This window comes from Streptomyces sp. NPDC048185, from assembly GCF_043202495.1.
GTDB lineage: Bacteria > Actinomycetota > Actinomycetes > Streptomycetales > Streptomycetaceae > Streptomyces.
The window spans coordinates 18,731-37,047 of record NZ_JBIDAN010000011.1; the positions used below are offsets into that span (position 1 = coordinate 18,731).

Sequence of the window (18,317 nt, forward strand, 5' to 3'; positions counted from 1 at the left end):
CCCGTGAATCCAGACCGCCGCGCACGGGCCCGTGTCGCCGGCCCCCGGCCCCCGCGGGGTCCGGCGACACCCCACCCGATATCCCTCAACCCAGCCGCGAAAGAGACACCCGTGACCCCGCGCATGACGACCAGCGCACCGATCACCCCCCTGACCCCGACCCAGCAGCGCGTCGCCCAGCACCTCGTGGACGGCCTCGGCCCTCAAGAGATCGCCGCGAGGACCGGGCTGTCGGCCGTGACCGTCCGCCAGTACGTACGCGACATCCGGGAGAGCCTCCACTGCCCGCCCCGCTGCAAGCCCCCGGTGATCGTGCACTTCCTGTGCAGCGCCCGGCAGGTCGCTCCGCCCGCGACGGACAGGTCAATGCCGGAACTCAGTCCAGAGCAGCAACTGTTGCTGCGGGCGGTCGCTGAGCACAGCAATCCCAGCGACATTGCTGCCATAGCCAAGATCGCGCCCGCCGACGTGCGAGCCGCACATGACGAACTGCTCGCCAAGACCGGGGCGGCCAACACCACCCAACTTGTCGTCTGGGCCCACGCGTGGGGCCTGCTGGGCGCCAGGCGGGTCACCACGTTGGAGAGCGGAGCTAGCCAGTGAATGCCTCACCCGCTTCTACGGCCATCGAGTCCTCCCCCGCGCCTCGAAGCCAGTGCGCGACAGGGTTACCGGCCGTGTACGAGATGCGGTCGTTGCGCACCGACGCCGAACGGGATGAGGCCGCGGCCCTCGTCCAGGACCGTCAGCGCTGGCTCGCCATGCGCGGCGTGCCTACACCCGCCCGGTCCGATATCCCGGCCCTGTTCCGCGCCCCGCAGGTGAAGCCGGCTGGACTGTTCGAGGACGGGCTGCTGCTGGCCTGCATGATCCCGCAACGCGGGCCCGACCTCGGATGGGGCGAAGGCCCGTGCCTCTTCCTGGACTGCGTCCACACCCTGCCCGGTCACTCCGATGACACCGTCCGGCTGATCACTCTGTGGGCCTCCGACTTCGCCGCCCGGCTCGAGGTACCGCTTGTGCGGGCCGAGGCCATGGTCCGCCATCCTCTCGACGTCGATCCGATCGCCACATTCCTTCGTCGGCTCACCGACATGGGCTGGGACGTCCGTGGATCGGGCACCGGACAGCACCATGAGCGAGTCGCGCGCCTCGAACTCACCGCCGAGCTTCGGCCTGGGCTGAGCGCGCTCATCGGCTGCCAGGTCCACGAGCCGCAGTCCGCCGCCGACCAGCGGAGTATCGCGTGAGGACCGCGGAACCGCTGCGGCCGGACCTCGCCCGCGAACTCATCGCCCGCGCCGCACAGTCGGCAGCACGCCGGGCAAGACGCGTACGCAACCAGCTCGACGCCGTCCACCTCGGCCAGGACCGTCACGCTGAGCACGCCGACACCAAAGTGCTGCGCCGCATCCTGGCCGAACATGACTGGCCCGGCCACCGTCTCGTGGGCCCCGACGCAGCACGTGCCGCCTGGAGCATCGCTCTGCACGCCGACGACGAACCCGACTTCCAGCGGGCGGCCACCACCCTTTTGAAACGTGCGGTCCAGGACGGCGATGCGCGCATCCAGCACTGGGCCCACCTTCACGACCGTTCCCTGGTCAACAGCGGGCGACCCCAAGAGTTCGGGACGCAACTCGTCCTCAGCGCAGCAGGGGTGGAGCTGTGCCCACTGCGTGCGCCGCAGTTGCTGGACCAGCGAAGGGCCGCCGTCGGACTGCCGCCGATCGCCGTCGCTTTGGACACTGTGCGCCGCCGGTACGCCCTGGATCGCATTGACGGCGGCTCACCGGCCGTCGTGCTAGCGGGGGTCGCATGACGCAGCGAGCCCCGCAGGCTTCCACAGACCCGCCCTCGCCCCAGATCACTTTGCGTGAAAGGACCGTTAAAGCATGAAGCTCACCACCGCCGTCCTCGCTGCCGACGCCGCGGTTTCCCTCGCCACCGTCGTGGTCGGAGCCGCCCGGCTGAGGCAGGACGCGCGGCACCAGGCCGAACGAAATGAGGCGACCGTCGCGCGCAACCAACTCGACTGGCTGACGCAGATGTCCGCCAACCCTGACCTCGCCAAGCTCTGGACGCCCGAGGACCTGGATGTCGAGGAGTACATGCAGCTGCTGAAGGCCAACCAGCTCATCTGCATGCTCAGCCTGCGCGACCGCCTCGGCTTCGTCCGGGACGGGCGTCTGCCGTTCTACGCCTCGAAGCTGATGGAGAGGGACGTCTGCCGGCGGTACTGGGCCCGTTTCGGGGGCCTCCGCGCTCAGGAGGCCGAGGGCGACGAGCGCGCCGAGCACTTCACCAAGGTGCTGGACAAGGCCGCGAAGAACCACCTGGGGGCACAGCCCGTAGCCGCCTGAAGAGGCGGCTGCCCCACCCCGCCCGAATCAGCCACACCCTCACCTCTCGGAGAAATCGAATGGGCTTCACTGCTGTTCCACTACCGCCCGGCAATTTCACCATCGGTAAGAAGTTCGCCTTCGAGGCTGGCCATCGGCTTCCCCGGCTGCCGCATGAGCACAAGTGCTCCCGCCAGCACGGGCACAGCTACGAGGTTGAGGTCATCCTCACTGCATCCGCGCTGGAGGATCCCGGGTTTGTCACGGACTTCGGTGCGCTCGCCCCGTTCAAGTCGTTCCTGGACACCGAGCTCGACCACCACAACCTGCACGAGATCCTGCCCTTCGAGCCCACCTCGGAGCGCCTGGCCCAGTTCCTGGCCGGCTGGTTCGTTCAGAACCTCCAGTCGGAGATCCCCGGCCGCCTTGTCGCCGTCCTGGTCCGCGAGACCGCAAGCAGCTGGGCCCGCTTCGATGTGGTGGGCCAATGACCACAACCAAGCCGCTCAACCTCGAACCGGAAGCTGCCGAAGGCGAATCCCTGATCGTCGCGGAGTGCTTCGGTACCGAGGTGCCGACGTTTCAGGGCGAGGGCCCAAGCTGCGGACACCCGGCCCTGTTCATCCGCCTGTCCCGGTGCAACCTCACTTGCACGAGATGCGACACGAAGTACACCTGGGACTGGTCTCGTTTCGACCCGCACGAGGAGTCGACGAGGCAATCCGTCGCGGGCCTGGTGGCCTGGGCCACGTCTTCACCGGTCGAGCTGGTCGTGATCACCGGCGGCGAGCCGTTGATCCAGCAGGCGCGACTGGTGCCTCTCGTCCGGGGACTGATAGCAGCCGGCAAGCGGATCGAGTTCGAGACGAACGGCACCATCGCGCCCACTCCCGAGCTGGTGGCCGACGGGGTCCGGTTCAACGTCTCGCCCAAGCTTGCCAGCTTCGGCGTGAAGGAGACCAAGAGCATCGTGCCAGCCGCGCTGGAGGCGTTTGTGGCCTCCGGGCGGGCGGCGTTCAAGTTCGTCGCTTCCACGGTGGACGACCTCGACCGGATCGCCGAGCTGGCCGACGCCCACCGGCTCGCGCCGGTGTGGGTGATGCCGGAGGGCACCACCCCCGAGGTGATCACCGCGACTACCCGGGTCCTCGCGGACGGGGTCGCGGCCCGGCACTGGCACTTCACCACCCGCCTTCACGTGTTGGCCTTCGCGGACGCCCGAGGCCGCTGACCGCACGCGACTCCACGCCCCATCCGTTCCCCAGTCCCCGGAAACGAGAGACGCCCATGACGACCTCTATCGCCAGCCCTGCGGCGGCGCCGACCGCTGCCGTCGCCGGGCCCGCTGCGGTCATCGACACCGGCCGGGTCGCCGGCCTGATCCACCAGCTCTTGGTCGAGCTGGGCGAGAACCCCGCCCGCGAGGGGCTGACCGGCACCCCGGACCGCGTCGCGGCCTGGTGGAAAGCCTTCCTGTCCCCGGACGGCGCCGAAACGGCCACCTGCTTCACCGAGTCCCAGCTGGGTGGTCAGCTAGTCATCGTGGGCGGCATGAGCGTGTGGTCGCTCTGCGAGCACCACATGCTGCCCATGAACTTGCAGGTCACGGCTGGATACGTGCCGGATGGCGAGGTGGTGGGCCTGTCGAAGTTCGGGCGGATCGCCCAGCACTTCGCCGGCCGACTGCAGGTCCAGGAACGCTTCACCCGCCAGGTCGCCGAATACCTCAACGGCGTGATCGGACATGAGAACATCGCCGTCGCCGTACGCGGCGTGCACCTGTGCATGAGCATGCGGGGCGTACGGATGGAGGAGGCTCGCACCACCACGGTGCACTCGGGCGGGCGCTTCGGCACCGACCCCGTCCTTTCCCAGCAGTTCCTCACCCTCACCACCGGCCTGTGGGGGGCGTCGTGATCACCACCGCGGGCATCGACTTCTCCGTGATCGCTCCGCCTGCCTACCTGAAGAACTTCGTCGCCCAGGAGCCGGCCCGCGTCCACCACGTGGCCGCCCAGCACGTGCTGTCCGACGAGAGCTACCGGGCCTTCTTCGCTCGCGAGGCCGAGCGCGGCGCCGAGATCATCGTCGACAACGGGCTCTTCGACCTCGGCTACGCCCTGCCAGCGGAAAGCCTCGTCGAAGCCGCGCTGGCGGTGTCCGCGAGGGAGATCATCCTGCCGGACGTCATGCGGGACGGGGCGGCGACCTTGAAGGCGAGCGAGAAAGCCGCGCGAGAGATCCGGAAGCTGTCCGGCGACGCATTCCGGCTGTGCGCGGTCCTGCACGCCGCGGACGACGACGAGTGGCTGCGCACCTACGACGCCTTTGTGAGCAGCGGCTGGGCCGGGGCCATCGCCCTGCCGGCCTCGCGTCGACCGGATCCCGACGGGCAACTGTGCCGCACCCGCTGGTTGGCGACCGCCTACCTGCAGGATCGCGGCCTGGTCGACGATCTGCTCATCTACCGGCTGCTCGGTCTGGGCCGGAGCGGGCACCTGGAGCTGATCGAGCAGCGCGAGCACGAGTGGATCTCCTCCGTGGACGGCGCAGCCCCGGTCATCCTCGGCGCTATGGGCATCGCCCTGCTGCCCGAAGGGCCATACGAGAAGCCCTCCACGCCCCGCATCGAGAAGCTCGGCCCGATCCCCGAAGACCGGTTCGACCTCATCCGGAAGAACATCTCCGTCGTTCGCGCGGCGGCCGGCAGCACCGTGACGATCGCCGAGGAGCACCGATGACGCCCTTACTCGCCGACCCGACCCCCGGACTCCTGCGCGCCGCCCCGATCGAGCCGGCCGGGCACACCATGACCCACGCGAGGCTGCTGCGCTACCTGGAGATCAAGGTCCACCACCTCATCCAGGACCAGGACTGGGACAGCATCCGCGTCATCGGCGGCTACGACCGCACGGCGGTGATCTCCCGGTACGAGAAGACCGGGAAGCTGTTCAACATCGAACGGCCCACCGCAGAGATCCACGGCCGTGACCTCATCGTCAAGGCGTTCCCCGGAGCCGACTACGTCCAGCACTACGCCCTGATCATCGCCACGTATCTGGCCATGACCGGCCGCCCCGCCGATACCGTCACCTATCAGCCGCCCGAGCAGGAGGAGTGCCGAACGGCGCTCGACGCGCTCGACCTGGAACTGGACGGCGACCTGGTGATCGTCGGCTGGGGCCTTCAGTACCTTGCTCCCGAGAACGGAGTGTGGACCCGCGGACCCGGCTACGCCTGGCAGCGCCTCGACGTCGCCGGCCGTCGCGTGGTCTACCTCGGGTTCCTCCACAGCATATGGGGAGACGTGGCCGGACGGGTCGTCGCGCGCCTTGCTGAACTCGGCGCAGGCGATGTCGTCTACGTCGGCAAGGTCGGCTCGCTGACCCCCGGCGTCGAACCGAACGCCTGGCTGGCGACCGGCAACACCAGCCTGGTACGCGGGGCGATGGTGAGCTGGGACGACTTCTTCGGCGACTACGCCGCCGCCCACGACGGGGTGCGCAACGGCCTGCACGTGTCCTCCCCGTCGATCCTGCTGGAGAACCGCGACTGGCTGGCCCAGCACACCGCCTCGTACGCCTTCGTCGACCCGGAGATCGGCCCTATGGGGGCGGCGGCGCGCCAGGCGGGGATCAGATTCGGTTACCTCCACGTCATTTCCAACAACCTCGCCACCCACTATCCCGCCGACCTGTCCAATGAGCGTCACAGCGACGTCCTGCGCCAGCGCGCCGTCCTGGTGGACCGCATCCGCACCATCATCACCGGCCGCCTGACCGCCAGCCCGACCCACCCCCTGGGAGAATCCCGATGACGGCGAACACGCCGGCCACCACCGCAGCCGGGAAGCTGATCACCTTCGTCGGCGGTGACGGGGCCGGCAAGTCCACCCTCGCCGCCCGCCTGCACCAGGCCCTCAACGACGCCGGCCACACGGCAGTCCTCATCGGCAAGCACAGCACCGACGTCCCCCAGGACCCGGAGCTGTCCGGCTACCTCGACCGCCTCAACGAGCTGGTCTACCGGCGCGACGCCGGCGTCGCCCAGGCATGCGGCGACCACTACTGGCTGCTTGCCATGGCCTCCTGGTACACCCTGCAGGACCGGCTCGTCATCCAGCCGACCCTCGCCGCGGGCACCCACGTGATCCTCGATAACGCGCACCACAAGATTCTCGCCCGCTATGCGGTCAACCCCGAGGTCTCTCCCCGCCTGTGCGAGCAGGTCTTCGCGCATCTGACAAAGCCGGACCTGGTGTTCTTCCTGAACATCGGGGCCCGCGAGGCTCTCGTCCGCAAGGGCTCTTTCACTTCCCTGGAGGCCGGCCACGCCGGCGGCGGTGACGAGGACTTCATCCGCTACCAGGACACCGTCCTGGAGCAGATGCGCGAACAGGCGGAGCGCGGCGCCTGGCTGACGCTGGACGTGGCCCAGTTGGACCGCGACCAGGTCTTCAAGGCCGCCTCCGCTGCCCTGGCCGACCGTCTGCACCTGACCGTCTGACCCAGCCCCGATCCCGATCGACAAGGAACGCACCATGGACCAGGCCCTGCCCGCGAGCGGGACATACGTCTGTCACGGCATCACCTGGGCGAGTGGAGACCCCCGTCTTCTGCTCGCCCCCGTGACCGGCGGACCACTCGTCTACGCCCCGGTCATGGGCAGGCGCCTGGGTTACCAGGTGAGCGGTACCGGCCGGTGGTGCACCGGCCGGTACCGGTTCGCCGACCGCGTCCGCGTCGAGGCGGTGGCCTGCCCTGACCGGGCCCCGGCCGAGGCCGGCGGACAGTGCGCGGCCTGCGCCGGGCGGGACGACTTCCGCTTCGCCCACCGGTTCCACTCCGGCGGGCACGTGCCCGACGCCCTGGCGGCGTACATGGCCCAGCCGCACTGGCTGTACCTGGCGACGTTCGCCGACGGCACCACCAAGATCGGCACCGCGGCCGAACCCCGTAAGCGCTCCCGCCTCGACGAACAGGGTGCCCTGATCGCTACCTACCTCGCCCGGACTGCTGACGGCCGCGCCGTGCGGTTCCTGGAGGATGCCCTCACCCGCCACCTCGGCCTGACACAGACCGTGCGAGCCGCGGCCAAGCTGACGGCCCTGGCCGAGCTGCGCGACCTCGCCCCGGCCGGCGCCGCCCACCAGCAGCACCTCGACCGCGCCACCGCGGCCCTGAGCGGCCTGAGCGTCCCGGCCACACCGGAGCCGTGGACGCCGGCCGGCGAAGGCGACCTGCTGCGGACGCCGAAGACCGGGCGCGCCTTGTACCCGCACGACCCACGCTCCGCTGAGCACGGGCTGACGGTGCTCTCCTGCCTCGGCTCCCAGGTCCTCGCCACCCTCGACGGCGACGGTGAACAACTGCCCTACCTGCTCGACCTCGGCACCCTCAAGGGCCGGCGCATCGTCCTCGGCGCACAGTTCTCCTCACCGCCCGCCGCCGTACAGTCCGCGCTCTTTTGACCCTGTCCGAACGCCCGGCCTGCACTGCCGGGCCGCTCTGAGAAGGGAGGCCACAGCGACATGGCACCCCAGGACGCCATCCTCGGCTGGGACGAGGACAGCAACGCCGAGGCGTACGACGCCTTCACCCGCGCCCACCCCATGTACGACGCGACCAGCCGCGACCTTGCCCGCCGAGGCCATCTGGCCGACGCCAGCCTGGTGGTCGACCTGTGCGGCGGCGCCGGCGCGACCGCCCGCGCGATCCTCGACCTGATCCCGGCCCGCGCTCGGGTCGTCTCCGTCGACAACGCCGCCGCGATGCAGCGTGTCGGTCGCCGCACCCTGACCGACGCCCGCCTGACCTGGATCACCTCCCCGGCCGAACGGCTCGCCGACCACCTGCACGCCAGCAGCGCCGACGCCGTAGTGTGCAACTCCGCGATCTGGAAGACCGACACCGCCGCAGTGTTCGCAGCCGTCGCCCACATCCTGCGCCCAGGCGGGCGCTTCGTTTTCAACATCGGCGGTGGCTTCGCCGGCGTCCGGCACCCCGACGAACTGTCCCCCCGCACCGGGCCTACCCTGAACGCCCTCATCCGCCAAGTCGCCGCTGAGATCCACGGATACATCCCACCGCCGCGCGACGCGGACATGTCGCCGAAGCTGCCGCTGAAAACAGTCACCGAGCAGCTGACTTCAGCCGGACTGACGGTCGTCGGCACTGAGGTCACCGCCCAGCACAGCACCATGGCCGAGAAGAAGGCGTGGCTATCCATCCCCGTCTTCGCGCGGCCCGAGGGCGACTTCACCCACGCCCAGCGGATGCAGATCCTCGACACCGCCTACGCCATGACCACCCCCGATGCCCCGGCCGTGACGAGCTGGCTCGTCGTCGTCGCCCAACGGCCGGAGGCCACCGCATGACTCCGGCCGCCCCGGCTCCCGGCAGCGGGGCCCGCCTCTGTGACCACGCAAGCGTCGGGGTACTGATCTCCTCCCCGAGCGGCCTGCTGGTGTTCGAGCGGGCGATTCCTCCGGCCGGAATCGCCCCGGTCGCCGGCCACGTCGACGAGCATGGCGGCCCCGAGCAGGCCGCCCGCGACGAAGTCACCGAAGAGGTCGGTCTTACCGTCACCCACCTGCACCTGCTGCTGGACCAGTGGCGGCCCAACCACTGCCACCGCACGCCCAGCGGTCCGGTCGGCCACCACTGGTGGATCTTCCAGGCCGAGGTTTCCGGGTCGCTGTGCCCCTCGCCCCGGGAGGTCCTCGCCCCTCGGTGGATCCACCCTGCCCAGCTGCAGCAGCACGCGCTGCGGACCGCCGCGCACGCCAACGGATGCCTGGACCGTGAGGAGTTCGAGCGCGAACCCGGCCTGGAGCCGGTGTGGTGCCGCTTCCTGCACGACCTTGAGCTCGTCACCCTGCCCTCGGCGGACCTCGACCGGATCGAGGCCCTCCTGTGAACGGCGGCCAGGGGCCTGCCTCAGCGGGAGCCGACCGCCCGGCCGGCTGCCAGACGGCGAGCGTGCGCACGGATCCGCTCGCGGTCTTCGGGGAAGACGCTGTCCCAGCCTGTGTCCAGACGGAACCATGCCGCCGGCTGGTTCTGCTCCCCGGCGAGCGGAACGTCGCGTCCGACGATCGCGGCGTAGGACAGGCCCAGCGTCGGAGTCCAGTCGGCCCGGTAGGAACGCACCGCCACGGCCGCGGGCTCGGGCAGCAACTCGGTGCGCAGGCCGGTCTCCTCCAGCAGCTCTCGTGCTGCTGCCGCACGCGGCGCCTCGCCCGGCTCCACCTTGCCGCCTGGCGGCACCCATCCGCGCACGCGGTGCTTGACCAGCAGGACGTGCTCGAAAGCAGGGTCGGTGACCCACACCTCGGCCGCCAGCGGCTCCATGGGATGCCTGCGGGCTTCCTCCAGCCAGGCCCGTGCACCGTCGAACTCCCATGCGGCGAGGCGGGCATCCGCAACAGCCTCGTCCAAGATCACCTGACCAACTTCACCATGACTCACCCGCCCCACCCTAGGCCGACGAACCGGCCGGACGTCGCAGCGACGAGCAGGCAGCCATACGGGGATGTCCGGCCGACCCGGTTGCCCCTTCAGGCTGCAGGGCGATCCCCCGTGGCTCCCGCTTCACACGAAGGAGACCAGCGTGCACGATGAGCAGCCCTCGTACCGGGGAGCCTGGGTCGTCCTCGGCGGCGTCCACCTCCTCAACCGCACCGCGCCACGGCGACCAGACGAGCCGATCGTGCTCGTACGGGTGCCACCGCAGGAGGTATGCCGGCCGGCCACCACCGTGATCATCCGCTGGAACGCGCTGGGACTCTGCCCGGCCGAAGCGCTGCACCCCGGCGGCACCCGGCTCGGGGCGGCCAGGATCGACGGCGGCGAACTGTTCCCCGACGCCATCGCCGGCCCCGCCCTGCGCGGCCTGGTCGGCACCGAGGCCGCCCCCGGCCTGGTGCCGCTGTGCTACCTAGCCGAACACCCCGGCGGCGGCTACCACGCGTACGCGCAGATCCGCTTCCACCCCGAGGACGCCTGCTTCGTCCGCACCACCCGGGACCCAGTAGGCCACGGCCCGGTCGAGGAACTGCGCTGGTTCGACCCCGTGCTGGCGGCGCACGCAGAGTCGAGCACGGCGCTCAACAATCATCTGCGGTACTTCCGCAAGCACTTCTCCGGCACCGAGCTGGAGTTCAAGTACACCCTCGACCCGGCACCGGACATCTGGTCCGCGTCCATGGAACTGCTCAAGGCACTGCGCGACGGCAAGCTGGAAGGCTGCCGTCCGGAGTACCGGGAAGAGTTCCAGATCCACCACACCGAGAACCATCTGTTCGACGTCACCGGCCCCGAGCCCGAGATCGGCTACGCCTCCTTCATCCCCACCGTCACCGCCGGGCACGTGCTCAAGCGAAAGTGGTTCACTGAGGACGCCTTCGCCCGCCGCGAGGAACTCACCCCTGGCCTCGACATCACCCCCGACCGCTTCGAGACGTTCCTGCGCGAAGACTTGAACCTCCAGGTCCGGGCCATGCCGCCCTTCCAGCGCGTCCGCTACGACATCCAGTGCGAGTCGCTGCGCACCGGACACGTCTACGGCATCTTCCTCGACCGCTGCGCCCTCCTGGCGGCCCCCGACGTGGTGCTCTCCCAGTGCGAGCTGGAGTACCTCCGCTCACGCAGCATCCTCGACCACGACCAGGACGAGATCCTCATCGAGATGAAGCGGATCGACAGCTGGCTCTGCGAGTACCTCGCCAGTCACGGTTGGGCCGCCGAGCACACCTTCTACTCCAAGCGCAGCTTCCTTCGCGACGCCGTCGCCCTCCGCCCGGACCTCGCCACGCGATGACTGACCAAGCGCCCCCCGGCAATCCCCCGCAGGAGGTACCGCAACCCACATGAGTGATCGAACACTGCATCACAGCCCGCCCCACCCGACCGCACAAGGAGAGAGCCCGGTATTCGAAATCATGTTCTAGATTTCGCCCCCCTCCACCCGTTACGGCTACAGCAGGACCGCCGTTACCCGATCACCTGTCCGCATCTCGCCCCGAGGAGTCCCCATGCATCCCGTACGCCGTCCTGGACTCATTCATCCTGCGTTCGAAAATGCCGCTACCTCCTCGGGCGCCAGCCTTCGCCTCACCTCCAGTCGCGCAGCTCTGCTCGCCGACGGGTCACGACCGGATACGAGGTACCTGGCATGACACAACCCACACCTCTCCCGTCCTCCGTCCTCACCTATAGCTTTCGGCACGGCGGTGCCCTCGTGACCAATGGTCGGCACACCGTAGAACGCCTGGTACAGGAGGGCCGCCCGTGAGCGACTCGCCTCACCAGCTGATCGCCGACGTGGCACAGGTCCTGCTCCGTACGAACGGCGCCGCCCTGTGCGTACGCCGCGCGCTGGACGCCGCCCTCGCACCGGGACAGCTCACTGTCGTGGGCGGTCACCTGGAAGTCGGTGAACCACTCGACCATGCTGCGCGACGCGAGGCCATGGAGGAGGTGGGGGTCCTTATCACTGCTGAGCATCAGGAGTTCTGCGGGCTAATTCACCACCGTGACTCCGACGGTGGCCTGGACCGGATCACCGCCGTGTTCGTGGCGCAGTCGTGGACGGGTGAGCCGTACAACGCCGAGCCACACAAGCACGAAGGGCTCTTCTGGGTGCCGATGGAACGACCGTCGCCGGACTGTCACCCCTACACCGCCACCATCTTCCACATGCTCACCCACGGCCCGTCCTACCGGGCCATCAACTGGCCTGCGGGAGGCGCCCGGTGAAGAGATTCTTCGGCCCGGTCACGATGGCCGATCCGCAGGTCTCCGACGCCGAACACGAGCTGTTCGGCGGCCCCCTGCGCTACGACATGGGCTGGTCCCAGCACGAGCACGCGACCTTGGACCTGACCATGAGGTCCGCGCTGCGCTCCATGCCCACACTCGTCGGCGCAACGCTGCGCATGGCGTGGCAGGCCGACCGGCGTGCTCTGCTCTCGGTCGGGGTCAGCGAGATCGGCCAAGGCATCGCCGCAGCCGCCGGCCTGCTCGCCGTCAACGCCGTCATGCACGCTCTGCTCGCCGGCAACGGCAGCGCTGCCGAGCGGCTGCACGCCCTGTTACCCGGCCTGTTGGCCGCCGCCGCTATCGGCGTCATCAACTCCGCCCTGTCCGCCTGGTCCACCTCCCGCGCAGGGCGGCTGGAGCCGAAGGTCGAGCGGATCGCTACCACGCAGTACCTGGCCGCCGCAGCCAGCGTCGAACTGGAAGCCATCGACGATCCCGACTTCCGGCGGCTCGTGGACATCGCCCAGCATGGCCCGGGTTCGGCCCGCCGCATGATCAGCGCCTGCGTCGCCGCGCTGAACGGCCTCATCTCGCTGATCACCACCGCCGGCGTCCTCGCCGTACTCCACCCCGTACTGCTGCCCATGCTGATCCTCATCGCCGCCCCGCGCGGCTGGGGCGCCATGCGCGTGGCCCAGGAACGATACGTGTCGGTGATGAGCTGGATCGAGCACGTGCGGGCCAGCCGCCTGATCGGCAACCTACTCACCGAACGCACCGCCGCCCAGGAAGTGCGCCTCCACGCCGTAGGCGACTTCCTCCTGAGCCGCTACGAGCAGATGGCCGAGAGCGCCGAGGCCGAACAGGAACGCCTCGCCTCCAACAAGGCCCTGACCGAGTGGGTCGCCTCCGCGCTGTCCGGTCTGGCGATGGCGGCGACCTACGGGGCCATGTTCTGGCTGATCATGGCCGGGCACATGAGCCTCGCCGTCGCCGGGACCGCCGTCATCGCGGTACGCACCGGCTCGGCGAGCCTGGGCGCGCTGGTCATGAACATCAACCAGCTCCACGAGGAGAGCCTCTACGTCCGCGACCACGGCCGCTTCCTCACCCAGGCCGCCCAGCGGACGCTGCCCGCCGGCGGTGCGCCCGTACCGGAACGCGTCAGGGAAATCGTTCTGGACCAGGTCACCTACCGCTACCCCGACCGGGACACCGCCGCCCTGGACAGCGTGTCACTGACCCTGCCTATGGGATCGGTCACCGCCGTGGTGGGTGAGAACGGCTCCGGCAAGAGCACCCTGATGAAGATCCTCTCGGGCATGCTGCTTCCCGAGGCCGGCACCCTGCGCTGGGGCGACGCGGACCTCACCGGTCTCGACCGCTCCCAGGTCTTCGAGCGCGTATCCCTGCTCACCCAGGACTTCCAGCGCTGGCCCGTGACCGCCGCGATGAACATCCGCCTCGGCCGCCCCGACCACCACGCTACAGACCAGGACCTCAAGCCCTCGGTCGACTACGCCGTTGCCAGCCCCGTCATCGCCAAACTCCCCGACGGCCTGCGCAGTCTGCTGGCCCGCATGTTCCGCGGCGCCATCGAACTGTCCGGCGGCGAATGGCAGAAAGTCGGCCTGGCCCGCACGCACTGGCGCAGTTCAACATCACAGGCAGACGGCGTCCTCATCGTCGACGAACCGACCTCCGCCCTCGACCCCGAAGCCGAAATCGAAGCCTTCGACCGCATCCGCCGCCTCGCCGCACCGAACCGAGCCGTCGTACTGGTCACGCACCGCATGTCCGGCGTCCGCCACGCCGACCACATCTACGTCCTCAACAACGGACAACTCGCCGAGCACGGCACCCACGACGAACTCATCGCCACCCGCGGTCGGTACGCCGCCATGTTCGACGCCCAGGCCGCCCAGTACGCCCCGACCGCGACCATCCCGAACCCTGCAACGCCCACCGTCTCGGACCAGGTATGACCCGCACGACCGAAAGGCCCGACGTGACCACACGCCCCACCACGGACCTCGACGAAGCCACCGCTCTGCGCCACCAACTGGCCGACGAACTCGCCGCCGCCGGACACATCCGCACCCCCGCGGTCGACCGCGCCCTGCGCACCGTGCCCCGGCACGCCTTCGCCCCCGAAACGCCCCTCCATGCTGCGTACGCCAACGAGATCATCGCCACCCGCCACAGCGACGACGGCACCGTCATCAGCTCCATCTCCGCACCCTGGCTGCAGGCCGACATGCTCGAAGCCGCCCGCATCCAGCCCGGCCACCACGCTTTGGAGATCGGCTCCGGCGGCTACAACGCTGCTCTCATCGCCGAACTCGCCGGCCCGACCGGCCACGTCACCACCCTCGACATCGACCCAGCCGTCACCGACCGGGCCACCCGCTTCCTGACCCAGACCGGATACGGCCGCATCCGCGTGGTCACCGCGGACGCCGAGCACCTGCCTGCCGAGGTGGTGCCGGACGGCGGATTCGACGCCATCGTGGTCACCGTCGACACCTGGGATCTGCCCTGGATCGACGCCCTGGCCGAGGGCGGCCGTCTCGTCGCACCGTTGCGTCTGCACGGGTACCACTGGGCCATCAGCTTCACCAAGCACGACGGGGCCTTGCACAGCGACGAGCCGCTCATCGTCTGCGGCTTTGTCGCCATGCAGGGCGACGGCGCCTGGCACAGGAATCGCCGCACCGTCCCAGGCACCGGCGTCCACCTGTCCTGGGAAGACGGCACCCCGTTGCCCGTCGACGAACTCGCCCCAGCCCTCACCTGCGAGCCGACCGTGACGCACACCCACGTCACCGTAGGCGGCCAGGAACCCTTCGACGCCCTCACCCTCTACCTCGCCGGCGCCCTGCCGGGCTTTTGCCGCCTCTCGGCCGACTCCGACGGCGACAACGGGGTCCTGAACCCGCCGCCCAAGCACTGGCCCGGCGCCGCGATCGTCCGCGGCAACTCCCTCGCGCGACTGGCCACCGAGCGCATCGGCGACGGAGACGACGGCAAGGGCCTGTACGAGTTCGTTGTCCATGGCCACGGCACCCGAGGACACCTCGCTGCACAGGAGATGGCCGAGCAGGTCCGGCACTGGCAGCACAACCACCGCGGCGCCCTCTGCCCCCGCATCACCGCCCGACCGGCCGCCAGTTGCGCCCCGCCGACCAGAGACCACGAACTGCACGTATTTGCCAAGAAGCACACCCGCATCACCGTGGACTGGCCGATCGTTCCCGGCCCCGCTGCACTGCTCACCGGCCGAGGGAGCTGCAGCGCCAGATGAACGGCCGTACCTCCTGATCACCGCTCCCGGCCCGTGCCGAACCCATGCCCGCCCCACCGATAAGGAAGGCACCGCCAAGTGACCACTCCCGTCTCAGGTTCGGATGACGTCGCACCGCGTGCCGCCCTGTCCGCAGGGCAGCACGCCGTCCCCCGGCACACGGTGTGGGTCGGCGCCGCCGCGCTCGTCACTGACCAAGTCGGCCGCGTCCTGCTCGTTCACCCCACCTACCGCGAGGACGACCGGTGGCTGCTGCCCGGAGGAGTCGTCGAACCCGGCGAACACCCGCACGTCGCCTGCCGGCGCGAGATCACCGAGGAACTCGGCCTGACAAGCCTGCCCCTGTCGGGCGTGCTCGCCGTCCACTCCCTCTCCCCGCACCACCCGGACAGCCAGCACAGCACGCGTTTCCCCGGAGAGATCCGGTTCGTTTTCGATGGCGGAACGCTCACTCCTCACCAGGCGGAGGCCATCCGCCTCCCGCGCGAGGAGCTGTCCGAGTACGCCTTCCTGGAGACCCGGGACGCGGTGCAGCGGCTGCGCCCCGTGGACGGGCAGATCATGCTCGCCGCCTACCGTGCACGGCTCGGGAACACAGCCACCGCTCACCTCGCGGACGGCCGGCACATCCTCGACGTCCCGGTACTGGACCGCCATGACGTGCACGTTCGCTACCGGCCTCTGTGGGAGAGCCCCTTCAACCACGACCCCGTCCCCGAACGGCTCCCCGTGCAGCAAGCCTGGGCGTGGTGCTTCGTCCCCGATGGCCGGGTCGTCCTCTTGGCCGACCCCGGCCCGCAAGGCGCGCTGCCGATGCTGCCAGGCGGCACGGTGGAGAAGACCGACGCGACTCCCGAGGACACCCTCCACCGAGAAGCCGCCGAGGAAGCGCAACTCGCTCTGACTGACCCGGTGCGACTGGGCTGGGTGCTGGACGAAACCGGTGAGGTCTACGGCGGGGTGGGGCCCAACGCCCGGCTCCGCTTGGCCGCCCGGGTCACCGCCGTCGGGCCGGCGGCCGTCGACCCTGCCACCGGCCACCCCTTCGCACGCCTGCTCGCCTCCCCCGCCCAAGCAGCCGCCCTGCTCGGATAAGGGCCGCCCGGAGCGCGGCAAGCCCTGCTTGCCGCTGAGACGGCCCGGGAGCGGTGGGGTCTGCCTGCCGCTCGGCCCGCTGCCATCGAGGAGATCCCTGCTGAGGGGATGCGGCTGAGCTGACACGAACGACTACCCCGCCTCCATCTGTCCCGCTTCACGCTCCTCTGAGGTAGCCGAATGCCGCTGTCACCCGACCACATCCGCACCACCGTCGAGACCTACCTCGCTCGCCACCCTCACGAGCGCGCGCAGCTTGCCTGCCTCCTGGGCGCCCTCGACCGTCCCACCGATATCGGCAGCCGCTCCACCTTCACCGGACACGTCACCTGCGGCGCGATCGTCATCGATCCGCTCGGCCGCGTCCTGCACGTGCTGCACCTGGCGAGCGGCAAAGTCCTCGCTCCCGGCGGACACACCGAGCCCGAGGACGAGTCCCTGGCAGGGGCGGCTCTTCGGGAGCTGCACGAGGAGACCGGAATCCCGCCCCAGGCCGTGGCACCGTGGCCCGGCTACGAGACTGTCCCGTTCGACATCGACATACACGACCTCGACGCCCACCCGGGCAAGGGGGAACCCGGCCACCGGCACTTCGACCTCCGGTTCCTCTTCCGCCTGCAGACCGCGGCAGAGGTGCCGCTGGTGCTGCAGGAAGAAGAGGTCGGCGGCATCGAATGGCGTCCCGCGGACAGGGTGGCCTCCCCCTCCCTGCGCCAAAAGCTGCTCAAGCTCCCGCCCGGAACCGGACCGGCGACCGCCAACGCCTCGGCCCTGATCTACAACGACCGTGGCGAGTACCTGCTCCACCTGCGCGACTACTTCCCCGGCCGGATCTGGGAGCCGGGGATGTGGTCACTGCTGGGTGGTGGCCGAGAGCCCCAGGACGCCACCCTGGAGCACACTGTGCGGCGCGAACTGGCCGAGGAAGCCGACCTCCACATCGCCGACCTGACCCCGTTCGGCATCGAGGAAGCAACCGACGACGCCGGCGTGACCGTACCCATCGCCATCTACGCCGGCCGCTGGAACGGTGACCCCCGCGAACTCCACCTGACGGAAGGGGTGATGCTGGCCTGGTTCGCCCCCGACGACCTCCACCGCCTCCGCATCGCAGACCCCACCAGCGCCCTCGTACGGCGCCACGCCGCCAGCCGCCCGGCCGGCGCATCCCGCACCACGTCGCAGAGCGGGCCCGCATCGCACGAGGGGCGCCGCCCGGCCGCTCCGCACGGCACGGTTCCCAACATCATCGGCGTTCACCTCTACCTGGAACGGCCTGACGGGACGGTGCTGCTCGGGCTGCGCCACCCCGATTCCAACTTCGCGCCTTCCACCTGGCACGTCCTGGCCGGCCACTGCGAGCAGGAGAGCGCCATTACCTGCCTGATCAGAGAGGCTTGGGAGGAGGCCGGTCTGCGCATCGAACGACAGGACGTCGAACTCGTCCACGTCGTCCACCACATCGACCGGGCCGGGGGCCGGCCCCGCATGGGCCTGTTCTTCCGCGCTCGGATCTGGGGCGGCGAGCCGGAACTACGCGAGCCGGACAAGTGCACCCAGTGGAAGTTCTGGGATCCGGCCGCCCTCCCCGAGGACCTCGTCCCCTATACCAGGGTCGCCATCGAGGGCATCCGGGCCGGCCGCTCCTACTCCGAAACGGGCTGGGTGTGAACATGGCCGCTTCCATGCACCCGGACCTCCCGCCCGAGGAAGTGCGGCAGCTCGCCGAAACAAGCAGTGGGCTACATCGCCAGCTGGTCGGACACCTCCGCGGCCCGCGAGAGCAGCCGGGTGTGACGGGCCGACGGAGCAGGG

The 18,317-nt window shown here is 69.8% G+C and carries 20 protein-coding genes; 19 read left to right on the forward strand and 1 reads right to left on the reverse strand.

The window, feature by feature from the left end; genetic code table 11:
• Window positions 1-111: 111 nt before the first annotated feature.
• The 13 genes from ACGF3H_RS27620 (at window position 112) to ACGF3H_RS27680 (ending at window position 9,260) form a co-directional block, all read left to right on the forward strand.
• Entirely contained in the window at window positions 112-603 is a 492-nt protein-coding gene (locus ACGF3H_RS27620) for a LuxR C-terminal-related transcriptional regulator (RefSeq protein ID WP_362490974.1), read from the forward strand.
• Window positions 604-677: 74 nt separating this feature from the next.
• On the forward strand, window positions 678-1,250 hold the full coding sequence (locus ACGF3H_RS27625) for a hypothetical protein (protein ID WP_388653405.1): 573 nt from the start codon (window positions 678-680) through the stop codon (window positions 1,248-1,250).
• Window positions 1,247-1,822: a DUF6624 domain-containing protein gene (locus tag ACGF3H_RS27630; protein ID WP_362490976.1), complete on the forward strand. Its 576-nt coding sequence runs from the start codon at window positions 1,247-1,249 to the stop codon at window positions 1,820-1,822. The genes ACGF3H_RS27625 and ACGF3H_RS27630 overlap by 4 nt, the downstream gene beginning before the upstream one ends.
• A gap of 73 nt (window positions 1,823-1,895) precedes the next feature.
• Window positions 1,896-2,363 carry a DUF6082 family protein gene (locus tag ACGF3H_RS27635; RefSeq protein ID WP_362490978.1) on the forward strand — a complete coding sequence of 156 codons (468 nt, stop codon included), beginning with the start codon at window positions 1,896-1,898 and terminating at the stop codon, window positions 2,361-2,363.
• Window positions 2,364-2,422: 59 nt separating this feature from the next.
• Complete coding sequence (locus ACGF3H_RS27640; RefSeq protein WP_093593327.1) at window positions 2,423-2,833, forward strand: 6-carboxytetrahydropterin synthase; 411 nt, start codon at window positions 2,423-2,425, stop codon at window positions 2,831-2,833.
• A complete protein-coding gene (locus tag ACGF3H_RS27645; RefSeq protein ID WP_285557734.1) occupies window positions 2,830-3,573 on the forward strand; it encodes a 7-carboxy-7-deazaguanine synthase QueE in 744 nt (247 codons plus the stop codon). The genes ACGF3H_RS27640 and ACGF3H_RS27645 overlap by 4 nt, the downstream gene beginning before the upstream one ends.
• A gap of 56 nt (window positions 3,574-3,629) precedes the next feature.
• On the forward strand, window positions 3,630-4,259 hold the full coding sequence (gene folE / locus ACGF3H_RS27650) for a GTP cyclohydrolase I FolE (RefSeq protein WP_360964859.1): 630 nt from the start codon (window positions 3,630-3,632) through the stop codon (window positions 4,257-4,259).
• Window positions 4,256-5,083 carry a hypothetical protein gene (locus ACGF3H_RS27655; protein ID WP_334540803.1) on the forward strand — a complete coding sequence of 276 codons (828 nt, stop codon included), beginning with the start codon at window positions 4,256-4,258 and terminating at the stop codon, window positions 5,081-5,083. The genes folE and ACGF3H_RS27655 overlap by 4 nt, the downstream gene beginning before the upstream one ends.
• Window positions 5,080-6,159, forward strand: coding sequence for a hypothetical protein (locus ACGF3H_RS27660; RefSeq protein WP_362490983.1), 1,080 nt, complete (start codon window positions 5,080-5,082; stop codon window positions 6,157-6,159). The genes ACGF3H_RS27655 and ACGF3H_RS27660 overlap by 4 nt, the downstream gene beginning before the upstream one ends.
• Window positions 6,156-6,848, forward strand: coding sequence for a thymidylate kinase (locus ACGF3H_RS27665; protein WP_362490986.1), 693 nt, complete (start codon window positions 6,156-6,158; stop codon window positions 6,846-6,848). The genes ACGF3H_RS27660 and ACGF3H_RS27665 overlap by 4 nt, the downstream gene beginning before the upstream one ends.
• 34 nt (window positions 6,849-6,882) lie before the next feature.
• Entirely contained in the window at window positions 6,883-7,812 is a 930-nt protein-coding gene (locus ACGF3H_RS27670) for a DUF2797 domain-containing protein (protein ID WP_362490988.1), read from the forward strand.
• A gap of 60 nt (window positions 7,813-7,872) precedes the next feature.
• On the forward strand, window positions 7,873-8,718 hold the full coding sequence (locus ACGF3H_RS27675) for a class I SAM-dependent methyltransferase (RefSeq protein WP_362490991.1): 846 nt from the start codon (window positions 7,873-7,875) through the stop codon (window positions 8,716-8,718).
• Complete coding sequence (locus ACGF3H_RS27680; protein ID WP_362490994.1) at window positions 8,715-9,260, forward strand: NUDIX hydrolase; 546 nt, start codon at window positions 8,715-8,717, stop codon at window positions 9,258-9,260. The genes ACGF3H_RS27675 and ACGF3H_RS27680 overlap by 4 nt, the downstream gene beginning before the upstream one ends.
• 20 nt (window positions 9,261-9,280) lie before the next feature.
• On the opposite strand, the gene ACGF3H_RS27685 is transcribed toward ACGF3H_RS27680, so the two are convergent.
• Window positions 9,281-9,781 (reverse strand): NUDIX domain-containing protein, encoded by a 501-nt coding sequence (locus ACGF3H_RS27685; protein WP_362490997.1) that lies wholly within the window; start codon window positions 9,779-9,781, stop codon window positions 9,281-9,283.
• Between the two features lie 172 nt (window positions 9,782-9,953).
• Between ACGF3H_RS27685 and ACGF3H_RS27690 the strand changes: the two genes are divergently transcribed.
• The 6 genes from ACGF3H_RS27690 (at window position 9,954) to ACGF3H_RS27715 (ending at window position 18,173) form a co-directional block, all read left to right on the forward strand.
• Window positions 9,954-11,162, forward strand: coding sequence for a hypothetical protein (locus ACGF3H_RS27690; RefSeq protein WP_362490999.1), 1,209 nt, complete (start codon window positions 9,954-9,956; stop codon window positions 11,160-11,162).
• A 470-nt stretch (window positions 11,163-11,632) separates the two neighbouring features.
• A complete protein-coding gene (locus ACGF3H_RS27695) occupies window positions 11,633-12,100 on the forward strand; it encodes an NUDIX domain-containing protein (protein WP_362491002.1) in 468 nt (155 codons plus the stop codon).
• Window positions 12,097-14,088 carry an ABC transporter ATP-binding protein gene (locus tag ACGF3H_RS27700; protein ID WP_393816542.1) on the forward strand — a complete coding sequence of 664 codons (1,992 nt, stop codon included), beginning with the start codon at window positions 12,097-12,099 and terminating at the stop codon, window positions 14,086-14,088. The genes ACGF3H_RS27695 and ACGF3H_RS27700 overlap by 4 nt, the downstream gene beginning before the upstream one ends.
• A gap of 23 nt (window positions 14,089-14,111) precedes the next feature.
• A complete protein-coding gene (gene fxlM / locus ACGF3H_RS27705; protein WP_362491005.1) occupies window positions 14,112-15,407 on the forward strand; it encodes a methyltransferase, FxLD system in 1,296 nt (431 codons plus the stop codon).
• A gap of 78 nt (window positions 15,408-15,485) precedes the next feature.
• Window positions 15,486-16,502 (forward strand): NUDIX hydrolase, encoded by a 1,017-nt coding sequence (locus ACGF3H_RS27710; RefSeq protein WP_362491007.1) that lies wholly within the window; start codon window positions 15,486-15,488, stop codon window positions 16,500-16,502.
• A 180-nt stretch (window positions 16,503-16,682) separates the two neighbouring features.
• The gene (locus ACGF3H_RS27715; RefSeq protein ID WP_362491010.1) at window positions 16,683-18,173 is read left to right on the forward strand and encodes an NUDIX domain-containing protein; all 1,491 of its coding nucleotides are present in this window, start codon (window positions 16,683-16,685) and stop codon (window positions 18,171-18,173) included.
• The last annotated feature ends 144 nt before the right edge of the window (window positions 18,174-18,317 follow it).

Coding starts and splice junctions, on each gene's coding strand:
- folE (WP_360964859.1), top strand. CDS start 3,630: ATGACGACCTCTATCGCCAGCCCTGCGGCGGCGCCGACCGCTGCCGTC.
- ACGF3H_RS27635 (WP_362490978.1), top strand. CDS start 1,896: ATGAAGCTCACCACCGCCGTCCTCGCTGCCGACGCCGCGGTTTCCCTC.
- ACGF3H_RS27670 (WP_362490988.1), top strand. CDS start 6,883: ATGGACCAGGCCCTGCCCGCGAGCGGGACATACGTCTGTCACGGCATC.
- ACGF3H_RS27675 (WP_362490991.1), top strand. CDS start 7,873: ATGGCACCCCAGGACGCCATCCTCGGCTGGGACGAGGACAGCAACGCC.
- ACGF3H_RS27660 (WP_362490983.1), top strand. CDS start 5,080: ATGACGCCCTTACTCGCCGACCCGACCCCCGGACTCCTGCGCGCCGCC.
- ACGF3H_RS27715 (WP_362491010.1), top strand. CDS start 16,683: ATGCCGCTGTCACCCGACCACATCCGCACCACCGTCGAGACCTACCTC.
- ACGF3H_RS27665 (WP_362490986.1), top strand. CDS start 6,156: ATGACGGCGAACACGCCGGCCACCACCGCAGCCGGGAAGCTGATCACC.
- ACGF3H_RS27645 (WP_285557734.1), top strand. CDS start 2,830: ATGACCACAACCAAGCCGCTCAACCTCGAACCGGAAGCTGCCGAAGGC.
- ACGF3H_RS27680 (WP_362490994.1), top strand. CDS start 8,715: ATGACTCCGGCCGCCCCGGCTCCCGGCAGCGGGGCCCGCCTCTGTGAC.
- ACGF3H_RS27640 (WP_093593327.1), top strand. CDS start 2,423: ATGGGCTTCACTGCTGTTCCACTACCGCCCGGCAATTTCACCATCGGT.